We start from the raw sequence: 16,713 nt of genomic DNA on the forward strand, positions 1-16,713 counted from the left end.
TTGGTCTAAGAATGAATTTAATTGCTGGAATGGTGAATTGGATGCTCTTAAATTAACTTTCGCAAGAGATCTAATATGTGAACTTGATACATCTCAATTGAGTCATAAAGACGCATCAATATCCTAATGTGTAAGGTGATCACATCACAGATTGCTAGCGTATAATTTGATTCAAAGATTTAGGTGTTGTGCTGCAGTTTATCTATTATGCTCAATAGAGCAAATCAATTCATCAAACCGTAACTTGAGACCGCTATTCTCTTCATTAAGCCTAAGCTTTGACTTAAGCTGTAATAACAACGATACATGCATCACTCACCTGCTTTATAGCAGGTTTTTCTTTTGGTTCACTTAAGCTTTCAATATTGTATAAAATTTGCAGCCAAATATGGACTGCTGAAATCATCTTAATACGATGAAAAATGCCTTAACGCATAGGTCATATTACCTTTTAAATATCAGCTGTGAACTCGCCAAATACTAGATGTGTAAATCATTGCCATAATGATATCAAACACTTGTTGGAGGGGTTCATCATCAACACGCTCTGTAACTTAATGTACTTATTATTCATCATTTACCTTGGGTGGCCATTTAGCTTGTTTTAGCATCGGCGATCTCACGTTTAAATCAAAAGAATATAGAATAATGTAGAGCTTCAAATCTAAATGTTAGATACAGAAAACAATGATAGCAGATAGGCTAAAACTACTAAAAGATGACTAAAATGATCAAATTCTGCTACAGACTATAGAGAATCGCGTTTAAAAAAATCAACATTGCTTATAATGAAGTGCACTCTTGCTTGAATCATTGTGTCATTTATGGGTTGTTGTAATAAGCAAATATGCGTAAATAAGGGACCGAAAATCTCACTAAAAACTAAATCTTGATCATAGAATTGAGGCCATTCGTCACGCTTAATTGCAGATTGAAAAATATGTTGGCCAACTTTTTGGCGTTCTTGCCATAAGGCAAGGTTCATTTGTTTTAAATTAGGGTCAAAGGCAAGCATCATCAAGGTTTTACCAATTTGCGTTTGCAACAGCTGTGCAATGGCATGCAAATAATGTTGAAGATCAGCAATTAAATTTCCGCTATTGATGACACTTAATTGGCTATGTGCAAATTCTTTAATGGCATCAATCATTAACGCTTCACGAGTTGGCCAACGTCTATAAATTGTGGTTTCGTGCACATTCGCGCGTTGTGCAATCTGCCCAATGCTAAAGCCGATATAGCCTTGTTCAACCAGTTCAAATAAAGCATGCGTTAATACATCTTGACGTACTCGTGCACTACGTCCACCTGTGCGTTTTTTTATGGAAAGTTCTGCCATAGAATGTCTAAGAAATCATAAAAGTATAATGGGTGAGTGTACAAAAAATCAGCGTGACTATTCAACTTAATTAAAGCAAGATATATTGCTTTTAGGCGTGAATGGGCTTTTTTAGCAGCGCATACACTATAAAATACTAAAAATGCCATGAAATAATGGGATTAAAAGATTTATGTTATTTGAGCTGTTTTTACAGACGATGAGGTATGTATAGGCAAGTAAAAGTATAAATTGTCATAGTATTTTGTTTATACTGCAATTTGTTTAGACCAAGTGAGATAACCTTGTCATGCATAAAGATGTGATTGAAGAACAAAAATTGGTATGTGAGCAATATGGCTCTGCTTATCGCGCTGTGAGTGATCAAGACGTTGTTGCGATTGCTGTAGCATCTTTAAAAGAAGAAACCATTGTTGGAATTCGTCATTTGCCCGATAGCGATGGGATTGCTTGGTTTATTTATGGTGGTGAGTTACAAGACGGTGATGACTTTTTCCAAACCATGACTGTTAAAGAGCTTGAAGAGGCTTTTCCTGAAGCCTTGCCATTTTTAGCTTTAGAAACAGGCTATCGCTTTTTGATTGATCATGACGAATACGAAGATGTATGGCGTGAAGGTGAACTCGACATTTAACTTCTCTATTGCATATTGAGCTCACTGCGGTGGGCTTTTTTATCTTTATACAGCCCAAATGTTTTGAGCTGTATAATATCTGAGTTTACATTTAAGCTAGCTTATCAAGCTGCGAGTTTAAAATCATATTAAACTATTTTTCTAAAGCGCTGCAGTGTCACGTCCTGTGTGTACAGTATGAATTAGATCATCGAGTTGATAACCTAAATGTTGTGCATAAGCCAAATATTCTGCTTTGACGTCGTCATTTAAATGTACATCACGATGTAATAGCCATAAATATTTTTGCTGAGGTTCGCCGACCAAGGCGGTACGATAATCGGCATCAATTTTTAATACCCAATAATCTCCTTTGGTAAAAGGAATCCAACGTAGGCCTTCAGGTAAAAAGCTCACCTCAAGTTTGCCTTGGTTTGCATCGACTATAGTGGCTTCACCAATCGATTCATCCAATTCGGCGTTACCATCTAAGCAACGATTTTGTACACGAATTTTTCCGTCATCTTGTAATGAATATTGTGCAGAAATATCAGTGCTATCTTCTGGTTGATATTTCATGGGTAATCGAGCAATTTCATACCATGTACCTAAATAGCGGTTAAGTTCAAAATCTTGAACGGTGCTGACTTCTGACATTTTATTATCCTATGTGTTATAGCTGTGCATTGATTAAAGCCTAGTTGTATGTTTAACACCTTAATCAGTTTGTTCAGGTTATGTTGGTTTATGTGAGTATTTGCATCAGACGATAAATTTTGTAAAGTCAGTTTCCCAAAAATGGATAAGCTACGCGGTTCATAGATTTATAATTTAATTTTGAAGTTGGCAAATGATTGATGCCGTTCACAGCAATGATTTTTAAAAACAGCACGACAGGGCTTGTCGTGCACATGATGCGATTTATTGTGTAAATATTGATCAAAAGCTATCATGGCATTTTGCTTCTTTTATCTCTGTCTATGTCTGATCGTATTCGTGAAAAACTGCAAATTTTGGCTGATGCTGCCAAGTATGATGTGTCTTGTTCATCAAGTGGTAGTAAACGCCAAAACAAAGATAAGGGCTTGGGCAATACCGGTAATGGTATCTGTCATAGTTATACCGAAGATGGGCGCTGTGTGTCTTTGCTTAAAATTTTATTTTCTAATGTCTGTATTTATGACTGTGCTTATTGTGTGTCACGGCGTTCCAATGATGTGAAACGTGCTGCCTTTACTGTGCAAGAAGTGGTTGATCTGACCATCAATTTTTATCGTCGTAATTATATTGAAGGGTTGTTTTTAAGTTCAGGTATTTTTAAATCTGCTGATTACACTATGGAGCGTATGCTGCAGGTGGTTAAAAAACTTCGTCTTGAAGAAAACTTTAATGGTTATATCCATTTAAAGACCATTCCCGGTGCATCACCTGAAATTATTCAAGAAGCGGGTTTATATGTTGATCGTATGAGCATTAATCTTGAGATGCCAACTGAAGAAGGTTTGCAGAAATTTGCACCGGAAAAAAACCATGCCGAAGTGCAAAAAGATCTTGGCATTGTGCGTGATCGTCTGATTGAACTTAAAGATGAGCGTAAATTGATTAAGACTGTCCCTACATTTGTTCCGGCAGGGCAAACCACGCAAATGGTGGTGGGTGCGCATAGCGAAACCGATAAAGACATTATTTTAATGGCAGATCGTCATTATAAAGAGTTTAAACTCAAGCGTGTTTATTACTCGGGTTATATTCCAATCAATGAAGAAGACAAGGGCTTACCTATGGTTGGCTCGGCACCGCCTTTGTTGCGTGAAAATCGCCTGTATCAAAGTGATTGGTTGATGCGTTTTTATGGTTTTGAAGCCAACGAATTGGTGGATGATGAACACCCCAATTTAGATTTGGATGTTGACCCGAAATTGGGTTGGGCACTGCGTCATCCTGAATGCTTCCCCGTTGATATTAACCGTGCTGATTATCAGATGATTTTACGAGTACCTGGTATTGGTGTACGTTCGGCTAAAAAAATTGTCTCAGCACGGCGTTTTGCTCCTATTCGTATTGATCAACTCAAACGTATGGGAGTGGCTTATAACCGCGCGCAGCATTTTATCCGTTGTGTAGATAGTCCAAAATTTGCCAAAGAACAGCAGTCTGGGCAGATTCGTCAACATATTTTACAGGCGGGTCAATCTAAATATACACAGCAACTTTCACCACAATTGGGCTTTGGTTTCTGATGATTTATGTGTTTGACGGTACGATGACAGGCTTACTGAGTTGTGTATTTCGCGCATTTTCATTTAAGCAATTTGATGTGCGCATTACTCAAGATGCAAACAGCCAAAATGGCTTATTTGATGAGATGATTATCGTACCTTCTAACAATCAACATGCCCAACGTGTGTGGACAGCACTGAAGCGTAAAGTGTCGAGTAATTCGCTGCGGCATTTTTACTATAGTTTTTTATCTGAACAAGACCCAGCATTTAACCATATGTTTGGTTTTGCCTGCTATGTGTTTCAAAAGCAGTACCGTGTCGATCAAGACTATGGTCACGTTGATGTCTTAGGGATTAGTCAATGGGCGAAACAAGTCGGGCGTGAAAAGCACCGTATGGAGGCCTTTGTACGCTTTAAAAAATGCCAAGATGGGCTGTTTTTGAGCTTGGTGAAGCCAGATTTTAATGTCTTGCCAATTATCACGCGACATTTTAAACAACGTTACCAAGATCAACGTTGGTTGATTTATGATGAACAGCGTAAATATGGTATTTATTATGATCTACATGAGGTTCATCAAATTGAGATGAATCCGCAAGTCATTGATCAAAATATTGACACAGGCTTTAGCCAAGATTTTATGATTCAACTTGATGATGAAGAGGTACTTTATGACCAACTTTGGAAGGACTATTTCAATAGCGTTAATATTCAAGCACGTAAAAATTTAAAATTGCATATTCAATATGTACCCAAACGTTATTGGCGCTATATGAATGAAAAATATATTTAGTGTGTATTTACTGTATTTAATTAAGCCCAGATGGAGCCCAATCAAAGAAGAACTTTAATAGTTTTTCACCAATAAAATGAATAATTTTTCACTTGGCTGATATACATGCTATAGCATTAATCCGTTTAGCGTCTGCATCTTATTCTGCTGAGGTATGATCCATTGGTACTGTTGCAGCTGGTTGCATTGTTGCCTTAGGTTCGCGATTTGGCATGTAGTCAGGTTCAACCGACATGGCTAAATACAAAAAAGTAAAAAATACAGCAGTGATACCCGCGACAATTGCAACAAATTTCCAACCCAAAGTGGTAGATTCTAAATCGTTAGATGAGTGATCATTTTTCATAAAGTAACCTAAAGCACAAATAAATAATACGACAACACTATGATTATAAAACTAATTTGTATAAAAATCCACCTAGTGTTCTTTTGACGCATACTTTGTCTGATCAATATTAATTGCTTTTATCAAACTTATTAGCTATTGCAACTCAAACGGATAATCATATTATGAAATAACTTTAATCTTCATCTTTTATAATTTAACTCGATTTTAAAAGCGAACCTGACATTAAAAATCAAGTGCTTTGGTTATAATGGGTTAATTTTTCACGCCATTGACTAAAGATCAACATATCGTTTTAAAAAGTTAGATAAGATCTGCCCATGTATATTATTGAGCTTAAATCAGCAGTGAAAAGTTCTATCATCTTTATGTTAAAGCGTTTAGGGCTTTTAGATGTTGGTCGTGCCGAAAGCAATCTTGCAGTTGCCCAAGATCAAATTATGCATATCAGCCAGCAAGGTATGGACCTGATTACACAATGTGAGGGACTAAAACTCAATGCCTATTTATGTCCTGCTCATGTGTGGACCATTGGTATTGGCACTACTGTGTATCCAAATGGAAAAAGGGTACAACAAGGTGATGCCTGTACCCATGCGCAAGCTGTACAATATAAGCAACATGATTTAAAGCGCTTTGTTCAGCTGGTTAACCAAACTGTTTATGTCGAACTTAATCAAAATCAATTTGATGCTTTGGTTTGTTTAGCCTATAACATTGGAGCACAGGCATTTCGCCAATCTACTTTGGTTAAAACTTTAAATACAGGTGACTATAAATCAGCATCCGAGCAATTTTTAGTCTGGAATCAAAGTCGTGGGCAGGTGTTAAAGGGCTTGGTACGACGTCGAGCGCAGGAACGTCAGCTTTTTTTAAGCCAAAGATAGTTGTATTTACACTGGTCATTATTTTCAACGATGATTTGACGTCTTTTACTGCATTCACTTAGACGTTAATCATTGGATAGTATATTGCACTTCACTTAAGTATATTCAACAAAACTTATACTGACCAAAAGGTATACGTAATGGCAAATTACATAACGTATCACTATCAAGGAGTATGAGTTGTGAATGATTCAGATCAAGCTGTTAAACCGCATAAAGAATCAAATGATGATAAAGGCAATCAAGATTCGTATAAAAATACCACCCCTGAAAAGCAACCAAATCAGCAGCCTGAACAACCAATGAAAGAACAAAAGTAATTTATACCAAAAAAGATCCCTTATATTCGGGATCTTTTTTGTTTTTAAAATATTCAGTGTTAAGTTTTTTTAGAGTTTTTAGTTCACAATTCACCCACCTAATATTATATTTTTCAATAAAGTTATAGTGTTTTAATACTAAAGTTTTAAATTTTGCGCTATAAAAAACCAATTTAAATACAATTAGATAGAAAAATACTATTCAGAGTAATTTGCTAGTCTTTAGTCTTATTGTGCATTAAATATGAGGTACGTATATTCATGCTATAAAATAGAACTTAATAGTTTTTATTAAGTATGGACAAGTACTCATGGGAGATGAGAACGATGAAGACGGATAAAATAGATATCAATCCTATTGTCGATCACGCCAAATTTACGCCTTTTCACTTCAATGTAGTTGCTTGGTGTTTATTAATTATTTTATTTGATGGCTACGATCTTGCGATCAACGGTGTGGTATTGCCCATGTTGATGGAAGATTGGGGCTTAAGCGCAGTACAAGCAGGTATGCTGGCAAGTACTGCACTTGCTGGTATGATGTTTGGCGCGATGATTTTTGGCTCTTTGGCGGATAAGATCGGTCGTAAAAAAGTCATTATGATTTGTATTGTACTCTTTAGTGGTTTGACTTTTGCAGGTGGTTTTGCATCAAACCCAACTGAATTTGGTATTTTACGTTTCTTAGCCGGCTTAGGGATTGGTGGTGTAATGCCAAACCTTGTGGCACTGACCTCTGAATATGCACCGAAAAAAATGCGCAGTACCTTAGTCACAGGTATGTTCAGTGGTTATGCAGTTGGCGGCGTAATGGCAGCACTGTTAGGTTCATGGTTAACCCCAAGTTTTGGTTGGGAAGTTATGTTCTTTATTGCAGGTATTCCATTGCTCCTGTTGCCCGTTATTTGGAAGTTTTTACCTGAATCTTTAGGATTTATTGTTAAACAAAATGACCAAGAACAAGCCCGTAAGATTGTAAAATGCATTGCACCCAATGTGACTGTAAATGACAAAACTGTCTTTACCTTACCGCAAGAAAGTGTGCCTGAAGCTGCCAACGTGGTGAGTTTATTCCGCCGTGGTCGTGCAATGAACACTTTATTATTTTGGACAGCGTTCTTTACTTGCTTACTGACCATGTATGCTTTAAGCAGCTGGTTACCAAAATTAATGATGGCAGCGGGTTACTCAATGGACAACAGCCTCATGTTTATGATGGTGATGAACGTAGGTGCAGTTGTAGGTATTGTAGGTGGTGGTATCTTGGCGGATCGCTTCCATCTTAAACCTGTACTGATGTTCTTGGGTATCATGGGTGCAATTGTAATGAGTCTAATGGGCTTCCAAAGCAATGAATTTTTACTCTATATCTTGGTGTTCTTAGCAGGTGCTGCATCCATTGGTTCGCAAATGTTGCTTTATAGCTATGTTGCACAGTACTACCCACTTGCAGTACGTTCAACAGGTATTGGTTGGTCATCAGCAATTGGTCGTATGGGCGCGATTGTAGGTCCAATTTTAATTGGTGGTTTATTGGGCATGAACCTTCCTGCATACTTTAATTTTATTGCAGTAGGTTTACCTGTATTAATTACAGCGATTGCAGTTGCCTTTATCATGAATGAAAAAGACAAAGAGAAAGTTCAAATGACTGACGCGATCAGTGCCAAAGCTTAAAATAACATGATAAAAAAGCCTCCTTTAGGGAGGCTTTTTTTATGTTTAATATGCTTAAGCTTATTTAGTCAAATCACCGAAGCAACATGTGTGATATTTCAAGAAAATGTCACCAAAGTGCAGCGTTGTTGTCATCAAGTCAGGTTTAAATAGCCGAAGATTTAATCACTTGACTTAATTATGAAAAAACTCACCTTATCTTTGCTTACCTTAAGCATGTTGGCCCTGAGCGGTTGTAATGATGATAACGATAGCGTATCAGCATCAGCGAAACCGAGCGTCACTGAGCCGACTTTAATTTCATTTGCGAAACTCAAAGTAGATACTTATGCACAAGGACCAAACTCGGGTGCGTATGTCAAAGGTGCAAACGGGATCTATCCACCATTTATCGGTCAGCCTGTACAAGGTTTCTCAGCAGCGTTAAAAAACGCTGATGGGACCTATATGGCAATGTCAGATAATGGTTTTGGCTCACAAGACAATTCAGCAGATTACCTCTTACGTATTTACAAAATTACCCCTGATTTTCGTAGCAAAGATCAAGGTACTGGTGAGGTTAAGGTCCACGACTTCATTCAACTCAAAGATCCAAATGGTTTAATTCCGTTTGATATTATCAATGAAAATACACCTGAGCGTTTACTGACAGGTGCTGACTTTGACCCTGAATCAATGCAGCGTGAAGTAGACGGCAGCTTTTGGATTGGCGATGAATTTGGTCCATACCTTTTACACTTCTCCAAAGACGGTGTCTTATTAGATGCGCCTATTCCACTACCGCATCCAACCCAAGCAGGAGTTGAACTTCGTTCACCACAAAACCAACTTAATAAAGCCAATATCAACTACGTTGAGCCTTTAGTGCAACGTAGCGGTGGTTTTGAGGGAATGGCGATTTCACCAGATGGTCAGTATTTGTATCCATTGCTTGAAAAGCCTTTAAGCAATGACAGTACGGGTCAACTTATCTTGTCGCAATTTGACCTTAAAAAGAAAGCCTATACTGGTAAATACTATTTATTTGCATTAGACAGCAAAGCCACAGCGATTGGTGATTTCCAATTGTTTAGCGAAACAGAAGGGGTCATTATTGAACGTGATGACACTGAAAATAACCTAGGTGGATACAAAAAACTCATTAAAGTGAAGCTTAAAGAAGCAGGCCAACCAATTGAACGTGAGGAGATTGTTAATCTGATGGATATTGCCAATCCAAATTTACTTTATGGCACACCTCGTGATGGCGATATTGCCGTAGGTGAGCGTTTTGGTTTCCCATTCCAAACCATTGAAGACTTAATCATTGAAGATGCCAATACTTTAACTATTTTTAATGATAATAACTTCCCAGGTTCTTCAGGGCGAAATGCCAAACTTGCCGATGACAATGAAATGATTCAGATTACATTGCCGAAAAAACTGTATTAATAGACAAACAAAAAAAGCCAATCTTTTGATTGGCTTTTTTAGTTTAAAAAATAGCCTAAGTATTTTATAAAGCGCTATAATCTAAATTTAAACTCGACACTAAAAATTATGACACCTGCTTGCAAAATTCTTAAAGCTAAAAAAATTGATTACTCAATCCATGAATATCAACATGAGCCTCAAACAAAAAATTTTGGCTTAGAAGCAGCAGAAAAACTAGGTTTATCTGTACAAGAAGTCTTTAAAACGCTGTTGGTGAGCGATGACAAAAATTATTTTGTGGCAGTATTGCCTGTTGACTACCAACTCAATCTTAAAAAAATCGCCACTGCTGTTGGCACTAAAAAATTACACATGGCTGATCCTAAAGATGCCGAGCGCTTAACCGGTTATTTGGTTGGTGGAATTAGTCCACTTGGGCAAAAGAAACGCTTGAAAACTGTCATTGATGCTCATGCTGAAAAACTTGGCAAAATCTATGTCAGTGGTGGCAAACGTGGGTTAGACATTGGTTTAAATCCACAGGATTTAGCACACCTTTTAGGTGCAAGCTTTGCAGATATTGTGGATTAATTTAACGGCATGCTCTCATAAAAGAGCATGTTTTTTTGAGTTTAAAGGCCTAATTCTTTACGATATTTAGGCACCAACATATGGCTAGCTTTGGCCATACGCGTTAAAAATGGAACATTGATCATACCCACGATAGGTAAATACACCACACCTTTTTGACGACCCAACGTAATGGCCATCATTGGATTGTTGGTTTTGGCCTTATACGTCTTGAGAGCATGTGGTTGGTCTTCGAGTAGACAACGAATATTATGTGCTGCCACAGGAATTTGACCATTAATGTGCCAAGCCATTTTATTTTCAGCCAAGTCTGTAATATCGCCTAAAGCAAAAAGTCGCGGGTGATTTTTTACTTGCAAAGTACTTTCAACCTGTACTTGCGCACGTTGATTAAGTAGATCACCAAAGTGTGCCTGTAAATATGTAGTATTGGCACGTCCACCGATACACCAAACGAGTAAATCATACGCTATTTGTTGTCCATCTGCTGTCATGGCAACACCTGCTTCGGTGCATAGCGTATCTTTAGAATGACTGGCTTGCACAAGCTGCGTGTTAAGAAGTACATGAATACCACGGCGTTTAAAATCTTGTTGGATGTAAGTACTAACTTTGGCTGTCGTTCCACTGACTAAACGCGTTTGAGATTCAATAATGGTGATGTTTTTTTGTGGATAAAGTTCATTAATCTCACCTGCAAGTTCTACCCCAATAGGTCCGCCACCAACTAACACAATAGCTTGTGCTTTTTTGATGGCAGCAGAGAAATCTTGATAGAAATTTTGGCGCTGTAATTTACTTTGACTTTCCCCGCGTACTAAAGCGTTGCAAAAGTGACTGCCTGTGGCAATGACGCTGACATCTGCATGTAACTGGATCTCTTGCCCAGTCTTTAAGCGGACAATACCAGTGTAATCGGGATTAAGTTGAATTAAATGCCCTTGAATATGTTGTACTTTTGGCAAAGCTTGCTGAAAAGGAATGATGGCTTGTTCGGCAAAGTTGGCATCTACAATACTGCGTGGTGTTGCCATAGGAATTTCAAAATAGTCATTTGAATCGACTAAGGTGACTGCAAAGCTTTGGCAAAGTTTCTTGGCTAAAAAAGTCCCTGCCATACCGCCACCATAAATCACGATACTTTTCAATGTCTTTATCCTATGCGCTATATCAGCCATCCATGATACGCAATTTTCTCATAAGATGTAGAAACATTTAAAGGCTGATGGTGTGTCGCACATCGAAAAAGCAATGAGCATTGGCTATTTAAATAATCAGGTCATGTGGTGTTTTACTGAATGTGAATATTTTGATAAACACTGCTATCCATTAAGCTTTGATAATGCCTGTGTATCTTGAGTGATGTGAAAAAATATTCAGTTTTATTCTCTTATCCATCAAAAAAATGAGAAAAACCTTTCAGGAAAAGCAAATGTTCTATCGCTTTGCACTGATTTTTTTTCAATCTTAGTTGAGTTTAATTCAGTTTAAACACTTTTTTAAATGCCTCGCTCGGATGGATATAAAACGTTAAAACTCGGTAATCTTTATATAAGAAACTGATTTTAAATTAAATAATTTAATAAATTTCATTTGGCTTGATTTGATTTTTCTTTCAATCAACGCCATGTTGCACTTCAAAATATTCATTTTGATTACTGTTTATTCAAATTGAATTTTATTCATCTTTTATTGAAATTGTATCGTTTTACTCATGTAGTGATCTGCGTTTTAATCTCTCCATACAGAAATTTAGCTTTTACAAAAAATTTAAGGCGCATCTCCATGAGTACAGCATTTCAATGTTCAATCAAACGTATTCGTTTTGACGAAAACTACCAACCGGCCAACAACACCCGCTTAACCACTAATTTTGCCAACCTTGCCCGTGGTGAGAGTCGCCAAGAAAATCTTCGCCGTACACTTGCGATGATTAATCATCGTTTTAACAGCTTGGCAAGCGTAGATAATCCAAAGGGTGATCGTTACTCACTGGAAATTGATATTATTTCGGCAGAAATTGATATTGAAGGCAATGGTCAAACTTTCCCGTTCATTGAAACCTTAAAAAGTACCATTATTGATCATCATACCAATCAACGTATTGAAGGCATGATTGGCAATAGCTTTTCATCTTATGTACGTGATTATGACTTTAGTGTGGTATTGCCAGCGTTAGGTTGTCAAACAGGTGAAAAACCTGAAGATTTTGGTGATTTACATGGCAAGTTATATAAACACCTTGTGAACTCAGACGTATTTAAAGCTGAATTTAGCAAACAACCTGTGATTTGCTTAAGTGTTTCAACCAGCAAAACGTATTTCCGTACAGCCAATGTCCACCCAGTACTTGGTGTGGAATATACCAACGATGATGATTCACGTACCGATGAATATTTTGCCAAAATGGGTTTAAGCGTACGTTATTTCAAACCAGAAAATGGTAATGCACCTTTAGCCTTTTATTTCGCTGGTGACTTATTACGTGACTACACAGATTTTGAGTTAATCAGTGCAATTAGCACCATGGAAAGCTTCCAAAAGATTTACCGCCCTGAAATTTATAATGCAAATTCACCAGCAGGCGTTGTGTATCAGCCAAGCCTAAACTACGCAGATTATTCATTGACACGTATTGTGTATGACCGTGTTGAACGTGGTCAATTGGCAGTTAAACAAGGTAAATGGACACAAGAGAACTTCATTCAGCCTTACAAAGCCATTTTAGATGAATGGGCAGCCAATTTTAAAGATCGCGCAAACAGCAACGCTGCTTGATCCACCCTAATATTCAAACATTTAAATAAAGAAGATTCATTATGGCAATTTTACTCCCAACCTCAACCGCAGGTAGCTTACCAAAACCAACTTGGCTTGCAGAGCCTGAGACATTATGGTCGGCATGGAAACTAGAAGGTGAGGAACTGCTAGAAGCAAAACGTGATGCGCTCAAACTGTCTTTGCATGAACAAGTACATGCAGGTATTGATATTGTCAGTGACGGTGAACAAACGCGTCAGCACTTTGTGACGACTTTTATTGAGCATCTTGAGGGTGTCGACTTTGAAAAGCGCGAAACCATGCGTATTCGTAATCGTTACGATGCAAGCGTGCCTTCAGTTGTCGGTGAAGTATCGCGTAAAAAAGCGGTCTTTGTAGAGGATGCAAAATTTCTACGTAGCCAAACCACGCAACCTATTAAATGGGCATTGCCTGGTCCAATGACCATGATTGACACATTATACGATGGTCACTACAAAAGCCGTGAGAAATTAGCGTGGGAATTTGCTAAAATCCTTAATCAAGAGGCACTTGAGTTAGAAGCAGCGGGTGTAGATATTATTCAATTTGATGAGCCTGCGTTTAACGTATTCTTTGATGAAGTGAATGATTGGGGCGTTGCCACCTTAGAGCGTGCGCTTGAAGGCTTAAAATGTGAAACAGCCGTGCACATTTGTTATGGTTACGGTATTAAAGCCAATACCGACTGGAAAAAGACTTTAGGCAATGAATGGCGTCAATACGAGCAAGCATTTCCAAAACTACAACAGTCGAAGTTAGACATCATTTCACTAGAGTGTCAGAACTCCCGTGTACCGATGGATTTAATTGAACTCATTCGTGGTAAAAAAGTCATGGTCGGTGCAATTGATGTTGCCACTAATCAAGTGGAAACTGCTGAAGAAGTGGCCAATACTTTACGTAAAGCATTGCAATTTGTAGATGCCGATAAGCTCTATCCATCAACCAACTGCGGTATGACTCCTTTGTCTCGTCAAGTAGCACGCGGTAAACTCGAAGCCCTCAGCGCGGGTGCTGCAATTGTGCGTCAAGAACTCGGCGCTTAACACGACGTGTGATGATTGCCATTGGCGCAAAGCAATTGCCATCAGGGCAATCATGCACACATCATATATACATTTGAGATCAAAGAGATGATTGAAGCAACTGACTTTAGAAATGCAATGTCTTCATTAACGACTGCTGTGAACGTAATCACCACACAAGGACAAGCAGGGATGCATGGTTTTACAGCATCAGCTGTGTGTAGTGTGACGGATACACCACCGACATTGTTGGTTTGTATGAATCAATCTTCTCGCTCACATGCACATTTTATTGAAAATAAAGTGTTGTCAGTGAACGTATTAAGCACACAGCATGAACAGATCTCCAACGCTTTTGCCTCAAGTAAATTCACCTCAGAAGAGCGTTTTAATTTGGGTAAATGGAGTACATTGCACACAGGCTCACCGATTTTACAGGATGCTTTGGTGAGTTTTGATTGTGAAATCGAGCAGATTCAAGCCGTGGGTACACATAGTATTTTTATGTGTCGTGTGGTTGCCATCCAACAAAGTCAGCAAGATGGCAGCTTGGTGTATTTTAATCGCGGTTACCATCATGTTGGATCAAACCCAAGTGTTTAATGGGATGTTGTGATTCACCTTTAACTCCTATTGTGAAGTAAATATTTCGTGGAACTTATTATTTTCCTCGCCATCGGTGCACTTGCAGGATTTGCTGCAGGACTGTTTGGTGTTGGCGGTGGTACCATTATTGTACCGCTACTTTTTATTGTGTTTACCCAAATGGACTATAACCCAGATGTGATTATGCATTTGGCGTTAGGGACTTCACTTGCCACTATTATTGTCACCTCTATTAGCTCACTGATGGCACATCATAAAAATGCTGCGGTGATATGGCCGGTGTTTAAAAATCTTGCCGTGCCAATGGCATTAGGTGGTTTTTTTGGGGCAGGCGTTGCCGGTGAGTTATCTAGTTTATATCTACAAGTACTTGTCGGTATCTTCTTGATTTGGGTGGCTTATACCATGTTTACGGGCGCTAAGAAAGTCATTGACCCAAGCCAGACGTTACCCTCAACACCACAACAACTCGCCGCAGGTTCTGTGATTGGTGTAGCTTCGGCCATCTTTGGGATTGGTGGGGGCAGTTTAACGGTACCTTATTTGACGCGCTATGGCGTGGTGATGCAAAAAGCCGTGGGTACTTCTGCTGCTTGTGGTTTACCCATTGCAATTGCTGGGGCACTCGGCTTTATGTTCTTTGGGATGAACAAAGACATTGAAGTACCCAATACCGTAGGCTTTGTGCATATTTATGCATTTTTAGGTATTAGTATCATGAGCTTTTTTACCGCCAAGTTGGGTGCAAAAACAGCGCATGCCTTATCACCTGCAATGCTTAAAAAATGTTTTGCAGTGTTATTGGTGATTGTCGGTATTTTCTTTTTGGTTAAAGGCTTTAGTTAAGTATTTTGGGTCAATTTAGCTGCGAAAAGAGCCTATTTTGATAGGCTCTTTTTATTCTTAGATATTGAATAACAACAGGTTTATTTTTATTTTACGCTTAAAAACACAAGCTTTGTGTTTTGATTTATTTTTTTAATTTGAGCCTCTCCTTAACATGATTGAACTACGACATTTAAAAACACTGATTGCTTTACGTGACCATGGTACATTGGTCGCGGCGGCCGCCGAGCTGTGTTTAACACCATCGGCCGTGTCCCACCAACTCAAAGAATTAGATCAATTGTTTGATACAGACGTGGTATTACGTCGGACCCGTCCTGTGAGTTTTTCTAATGTAGGGCAGCGTTTACTGGATTTGGCCGATGAGATTTTGCCGCAAATTCAAACCGCTCAAACCGATATTATGCGCATTTTACATGGTCAAACAGGTCGCATTATCTTCTCATCAGAATGCCATAGCTGTTTTGATTGGCTGATGCCTTTACTCAATCAGTACCGCTATCAATATCCCGATGTAGATTTAGATTTTGCCGCAGGTTTTGAATCAAATCCACATGAACTGCTACAACTTGGTGAATTTGATCTGTTGATTACCGCTGACCCAATAGCCCTAAAAGGGATTGAATATTGTCCAGTTTTCGACTATGAATCACGTTTGGTGCTATCGACCACACATGCTCTGTTAAAAGCTGAAAATATCAGCATTGAAGATTTGGCAGAAGAAACTTTAATTACTTATCCGGTGGATAAACACCGCTTAGACATCATGGCAAAATTATTTATTCCCGCCAATATTATGCCAAAACATATTCGTACCACCGATCTTACCCAAATGTTAATTCAATTGGTCGCCAGTGGACGGGGAATTGCTGCATTACCTGATTGGGTGGTGAATGAATATGAGCAAAAAAATTGGGTGGTGTCACGGCGTTTAAGCTGTGTAGCTGAGCAGGGTTTACGAAGAACCTTATATGCAGGTTATCGCAGTGAAGATAAGGACAAAGATTATTTTGAAGGATTCTTAAAACAACTGAATAAATTTTCAAAGTTAAGAAGCTCATATTATGCTTAGTCAATGATAAAGGTTTGAAATGCTATCTTCTCAGGTTCAACTTAACATGAGCGTGAGAAGAAATTTATGCTGAATGATGATGAGCATATCTTTTAAATTAAAACCAATGACTTTTTCTAAAAAAATTATAGCCATATGATATTTCTTGATTATTTTTATG

General features: G+C 38.3%; 17 protein-coding genes. 13 read left to right on the plus strand and 4 right to left on the minus strand.

What is annotated here, in order from left to right; translation table 11 throughout:
• Positions 1-748: 748 nt before the first annotated feature.
• Positions 749-1,339, minus strand: a complete 591-nt coding sequence (locus Q0017_RS05050) for a TetR/AcrR family transcriptional regulator (RefSeq protein WP_298143583.1) — start codon at positions 1,337-1,339, stop codon at positions 749-751.
• Between the two features lie 289 nt (positions 1,340-1,628).
• Here Q0017_RS05050 and Q0017_RS05055 point away from each other — a divergent pair, with 289 nt between their 5' ends.
• On the plus strand, positions 1,629-1,973 hold the full coding sequence (locus Q0017_RS05055; protein ID WP_298143586.1) for a hypothetical protein: 345 nt from the start codon (positions 1,629-1,631) through the stop codon (positions 1,971-1,973).
• A 141-nt stretch (positions 1,974-2,114) separates the two neighbouring features.
• Here Q0017_RS05055 and Q0017_RS05060 read toward each other — a convergent pair whose 3' ends face one another.
• Entirely contained in the window at positions 2,115-2,609 is a 495-nt protein-coding gene (locus Q0017_RS05060; protein WP_298143588.1) for a lipocalin family protein, read from the minus strand.
• A 323-nt stretch (positions 2,610-2,932) separates the two neighbouring features.
• Between Q0017_RS05060 and Q0017_RS05065 the strand changes: the two genes are divergently transcribed.
• Both Q0017_RS05065 and Q0017_RS05070 read left to right on the plus strand, forming a co-directional pair.
• Positions 2,933-4,192, plus strand: coding sequence for a putative DNA modification/repair radical SAM protein (locus Q0017_RS05065; RefSeq protein ID WP_298143591.1), 1,260 nt, complete (start codon positions 2,933-2,935; stop codon positions 4,190-4,192).
• Positions 4,189-4,968, plus strand: a complete 780-nt coding sequence (locus Q0017_RS05070) for a TIGR03915 family putative DNA repair protein (protein ID WP_298143734.1) — start codon at positions 4,189-4,191, stop codon at positions 4,966-4,968. The genes Q0017_RS05065 and Q0017_RS05070 overlap by 4 nt, the downstream gene beginning before the upstream one ends.
• Positions 4,969-5,107: 139 nt before the next feature.
• Here Q0017_RS05070 and Q0017_RS05075 read toward each other — a convergent pair whose 3' ends face one another.
• Positions 5,108-5,314 carry a hypothetical protein gene (locus Q0017_RS05075; RefSeq protein WP_298143594.1) on the minus strand — a complete coding sequence of 69 codons (207 nt, stop codon included), beginning with the start codon at positions 5,312-5,314 and terminating at the stop codon, positions 5,108-5,110.
• Between the two features lie 320 nt (positions 5,315-5,634).
• Here Q0017_RS05075 and Q0017_RS05080 point away from each other — a divergent pair, with 320 nt between their 5' ends.
• The 5 genes from Q0017_RS05080 to ybaK all read left to right on the plus strand — a co-directional run bounded on the left by Q0017_RS05080 (position 5,635) and on the right by ybaK (position 10,202).
• Positions 5,635-6,201 carry a lysozyme gene (locus Q0017_RS05080; RefSeq protein ID WP_298143597.1) on the plus strand — a complete coding sequence of 189 codons (567 nt, stop codon included), beginning with the start codon at positions 5,635-5,637 and terminating at the stop codon, positions 6,199-6,201.
• 182 nt (positions 6,202-6,383) lie between these two features.
• On the plus strand, positions 6,384-6,521 hold the full coding sequence (locus Q0017_RS05085) for a hypothetical protein (protein WP_298143601.1): 138 nt from the start codon (positions 6,384-6,386) through the stop codon (positions 6,519-6,521).
• Positions 6,522-6,848: 327 nt separating this feature from the next.
• The gene (locus Q0017_RS05090; protein ID WP_298143604.1) at positions 6,849-8,198 is read left to right on the plus strand and encodes an aromatic acid/H+ symport family MFS transporter; all 1,350 of its coding nucleotides are present in this window, start codon (positions 6,849-6,851) and stop codon (positions 8,196-8,198) included.
• A gap of 177 nt (positions 8,199-8,375) precedes the next feature.
• Positions 8,376-9,629: an esterase-like activity of phytase family protein gene (locus Q0017_RS05095; protein ID WP_298143737.1), complete on the plus strand. Its 1,254-nt coding sequence runs from the start codon at positions 8,376-8,378 to the stop codon at positions 9,627-9,629.
• 108 nt (positions 9,630-9,737) lie between these two features.
• On the plus strand, positions 9,738-10,202 hold the full coding sequence (gene ybaK, locus Q0017_RS05100) for a Cys-tRNA(Pro) deacylase (protein ID WP_298143606.1): 465 nt from the start codon (positions 9,738-9,740) through the stop codon (positions 10,200-10,202).
• A 41-nt stretch (positions 10,203-10,243) separates the two neighbouring features.
• Here ybaK and Q0017_RS05105 read toward each other — a convergent pair whose 3' ends face one another.
• Positions 10,244-11,350: an FAD-dependent oxidoreductase gene (locus Q0017_RS05105; RefSeq protein ID WP_298143610.1), complete on the minus strand. Its 1,107-nt coding sequence runs from the start codon at positions 11,348-11,350 to the stop codon at positions 10,244-10,246.
• 637 nt (positions 11,351-11,987) lie between these two features.
• Here Q0017_RS05105 and Q0017_RS05110 point away from each other — a divergent pair.
• The 5 genes from Q0017_RS05110 to Q0017_RS05130 all read left to right on the plus strand — a co-directional run bounded on the left by Q0017_RS05110 (position 11,988) and on the right by Q0017_RS05130 (position 16,553).
• Complete coding sequence (locus Q0017_RS05110) at positions 11,988-12,980, plus strand: putative oxygenase MesX (RefSeq protein ID WP_298143613.1); 993 nt, start codon at positions 11,988-11,990, stop codon at positions 12,978-12,980.
• Positions 12,981-13,021: 41 nt separating this feature from the next.
• Positions 13,022-14,050 (plus strand): methionine synthase, encoded by a 1,029-nt coding sequence (locus tag Q0017_RS05115; protein ID WP_298143616.1) that lies wholly within the window; start codon positions 13,022-13,024, stop codon positions 14,048-14,050.
• An 87-nt stretch (positions 14,051-14,137) separates the two neighbouring features.
• A complete protein-coding gene (locus Q0017_RS05120; protein WP_298143619.1) occupies positions 14,138-14,632 on the plus strand; it encodes a flavin reductase in 495 nt (164 codons plus the stop codon).
• A 48-nt stretch (positions 14,633-14,680) separates the two neighbouring features.
• Positions 14,681-15,481 carry a sulfite exporter TauE/SafE family protein gene (locus Q0017_RS05125; RefSeq protein ID WP_298143622.1) on the plus strand — a complete coding sequence of 267 codons (801 nt, stop codon included), beginning with the start codon at positions 14,681-14,683 and terminating at the stop codon, positions 15,479-15,481.
• A gap of 154 nt (positions 15,482-15,635) precedes the next feature.
• A complete protein-coding gene (locus Q0017_RS05130; RefSeq protein WP_298143625.1) occupies positions 15,636-16,553 on the plus strand; it encodes a LysR family transcriptional regulator in 918 nt (305 codons plus the stop codon).
• The last annotated feature ends 160 nt before the right edge of the window (positions 16,554-16,713 follow it).

Origin of the sequence: uncultured Acinetobacter sp. (genome assembly GCF_947624825.1) — a bacterium.
Lineage (GTDB): Bacteria > Pseudomonadota > Gammaproteobacteria > Pseudomonadales > Moraxellaceae > Acinetobacter.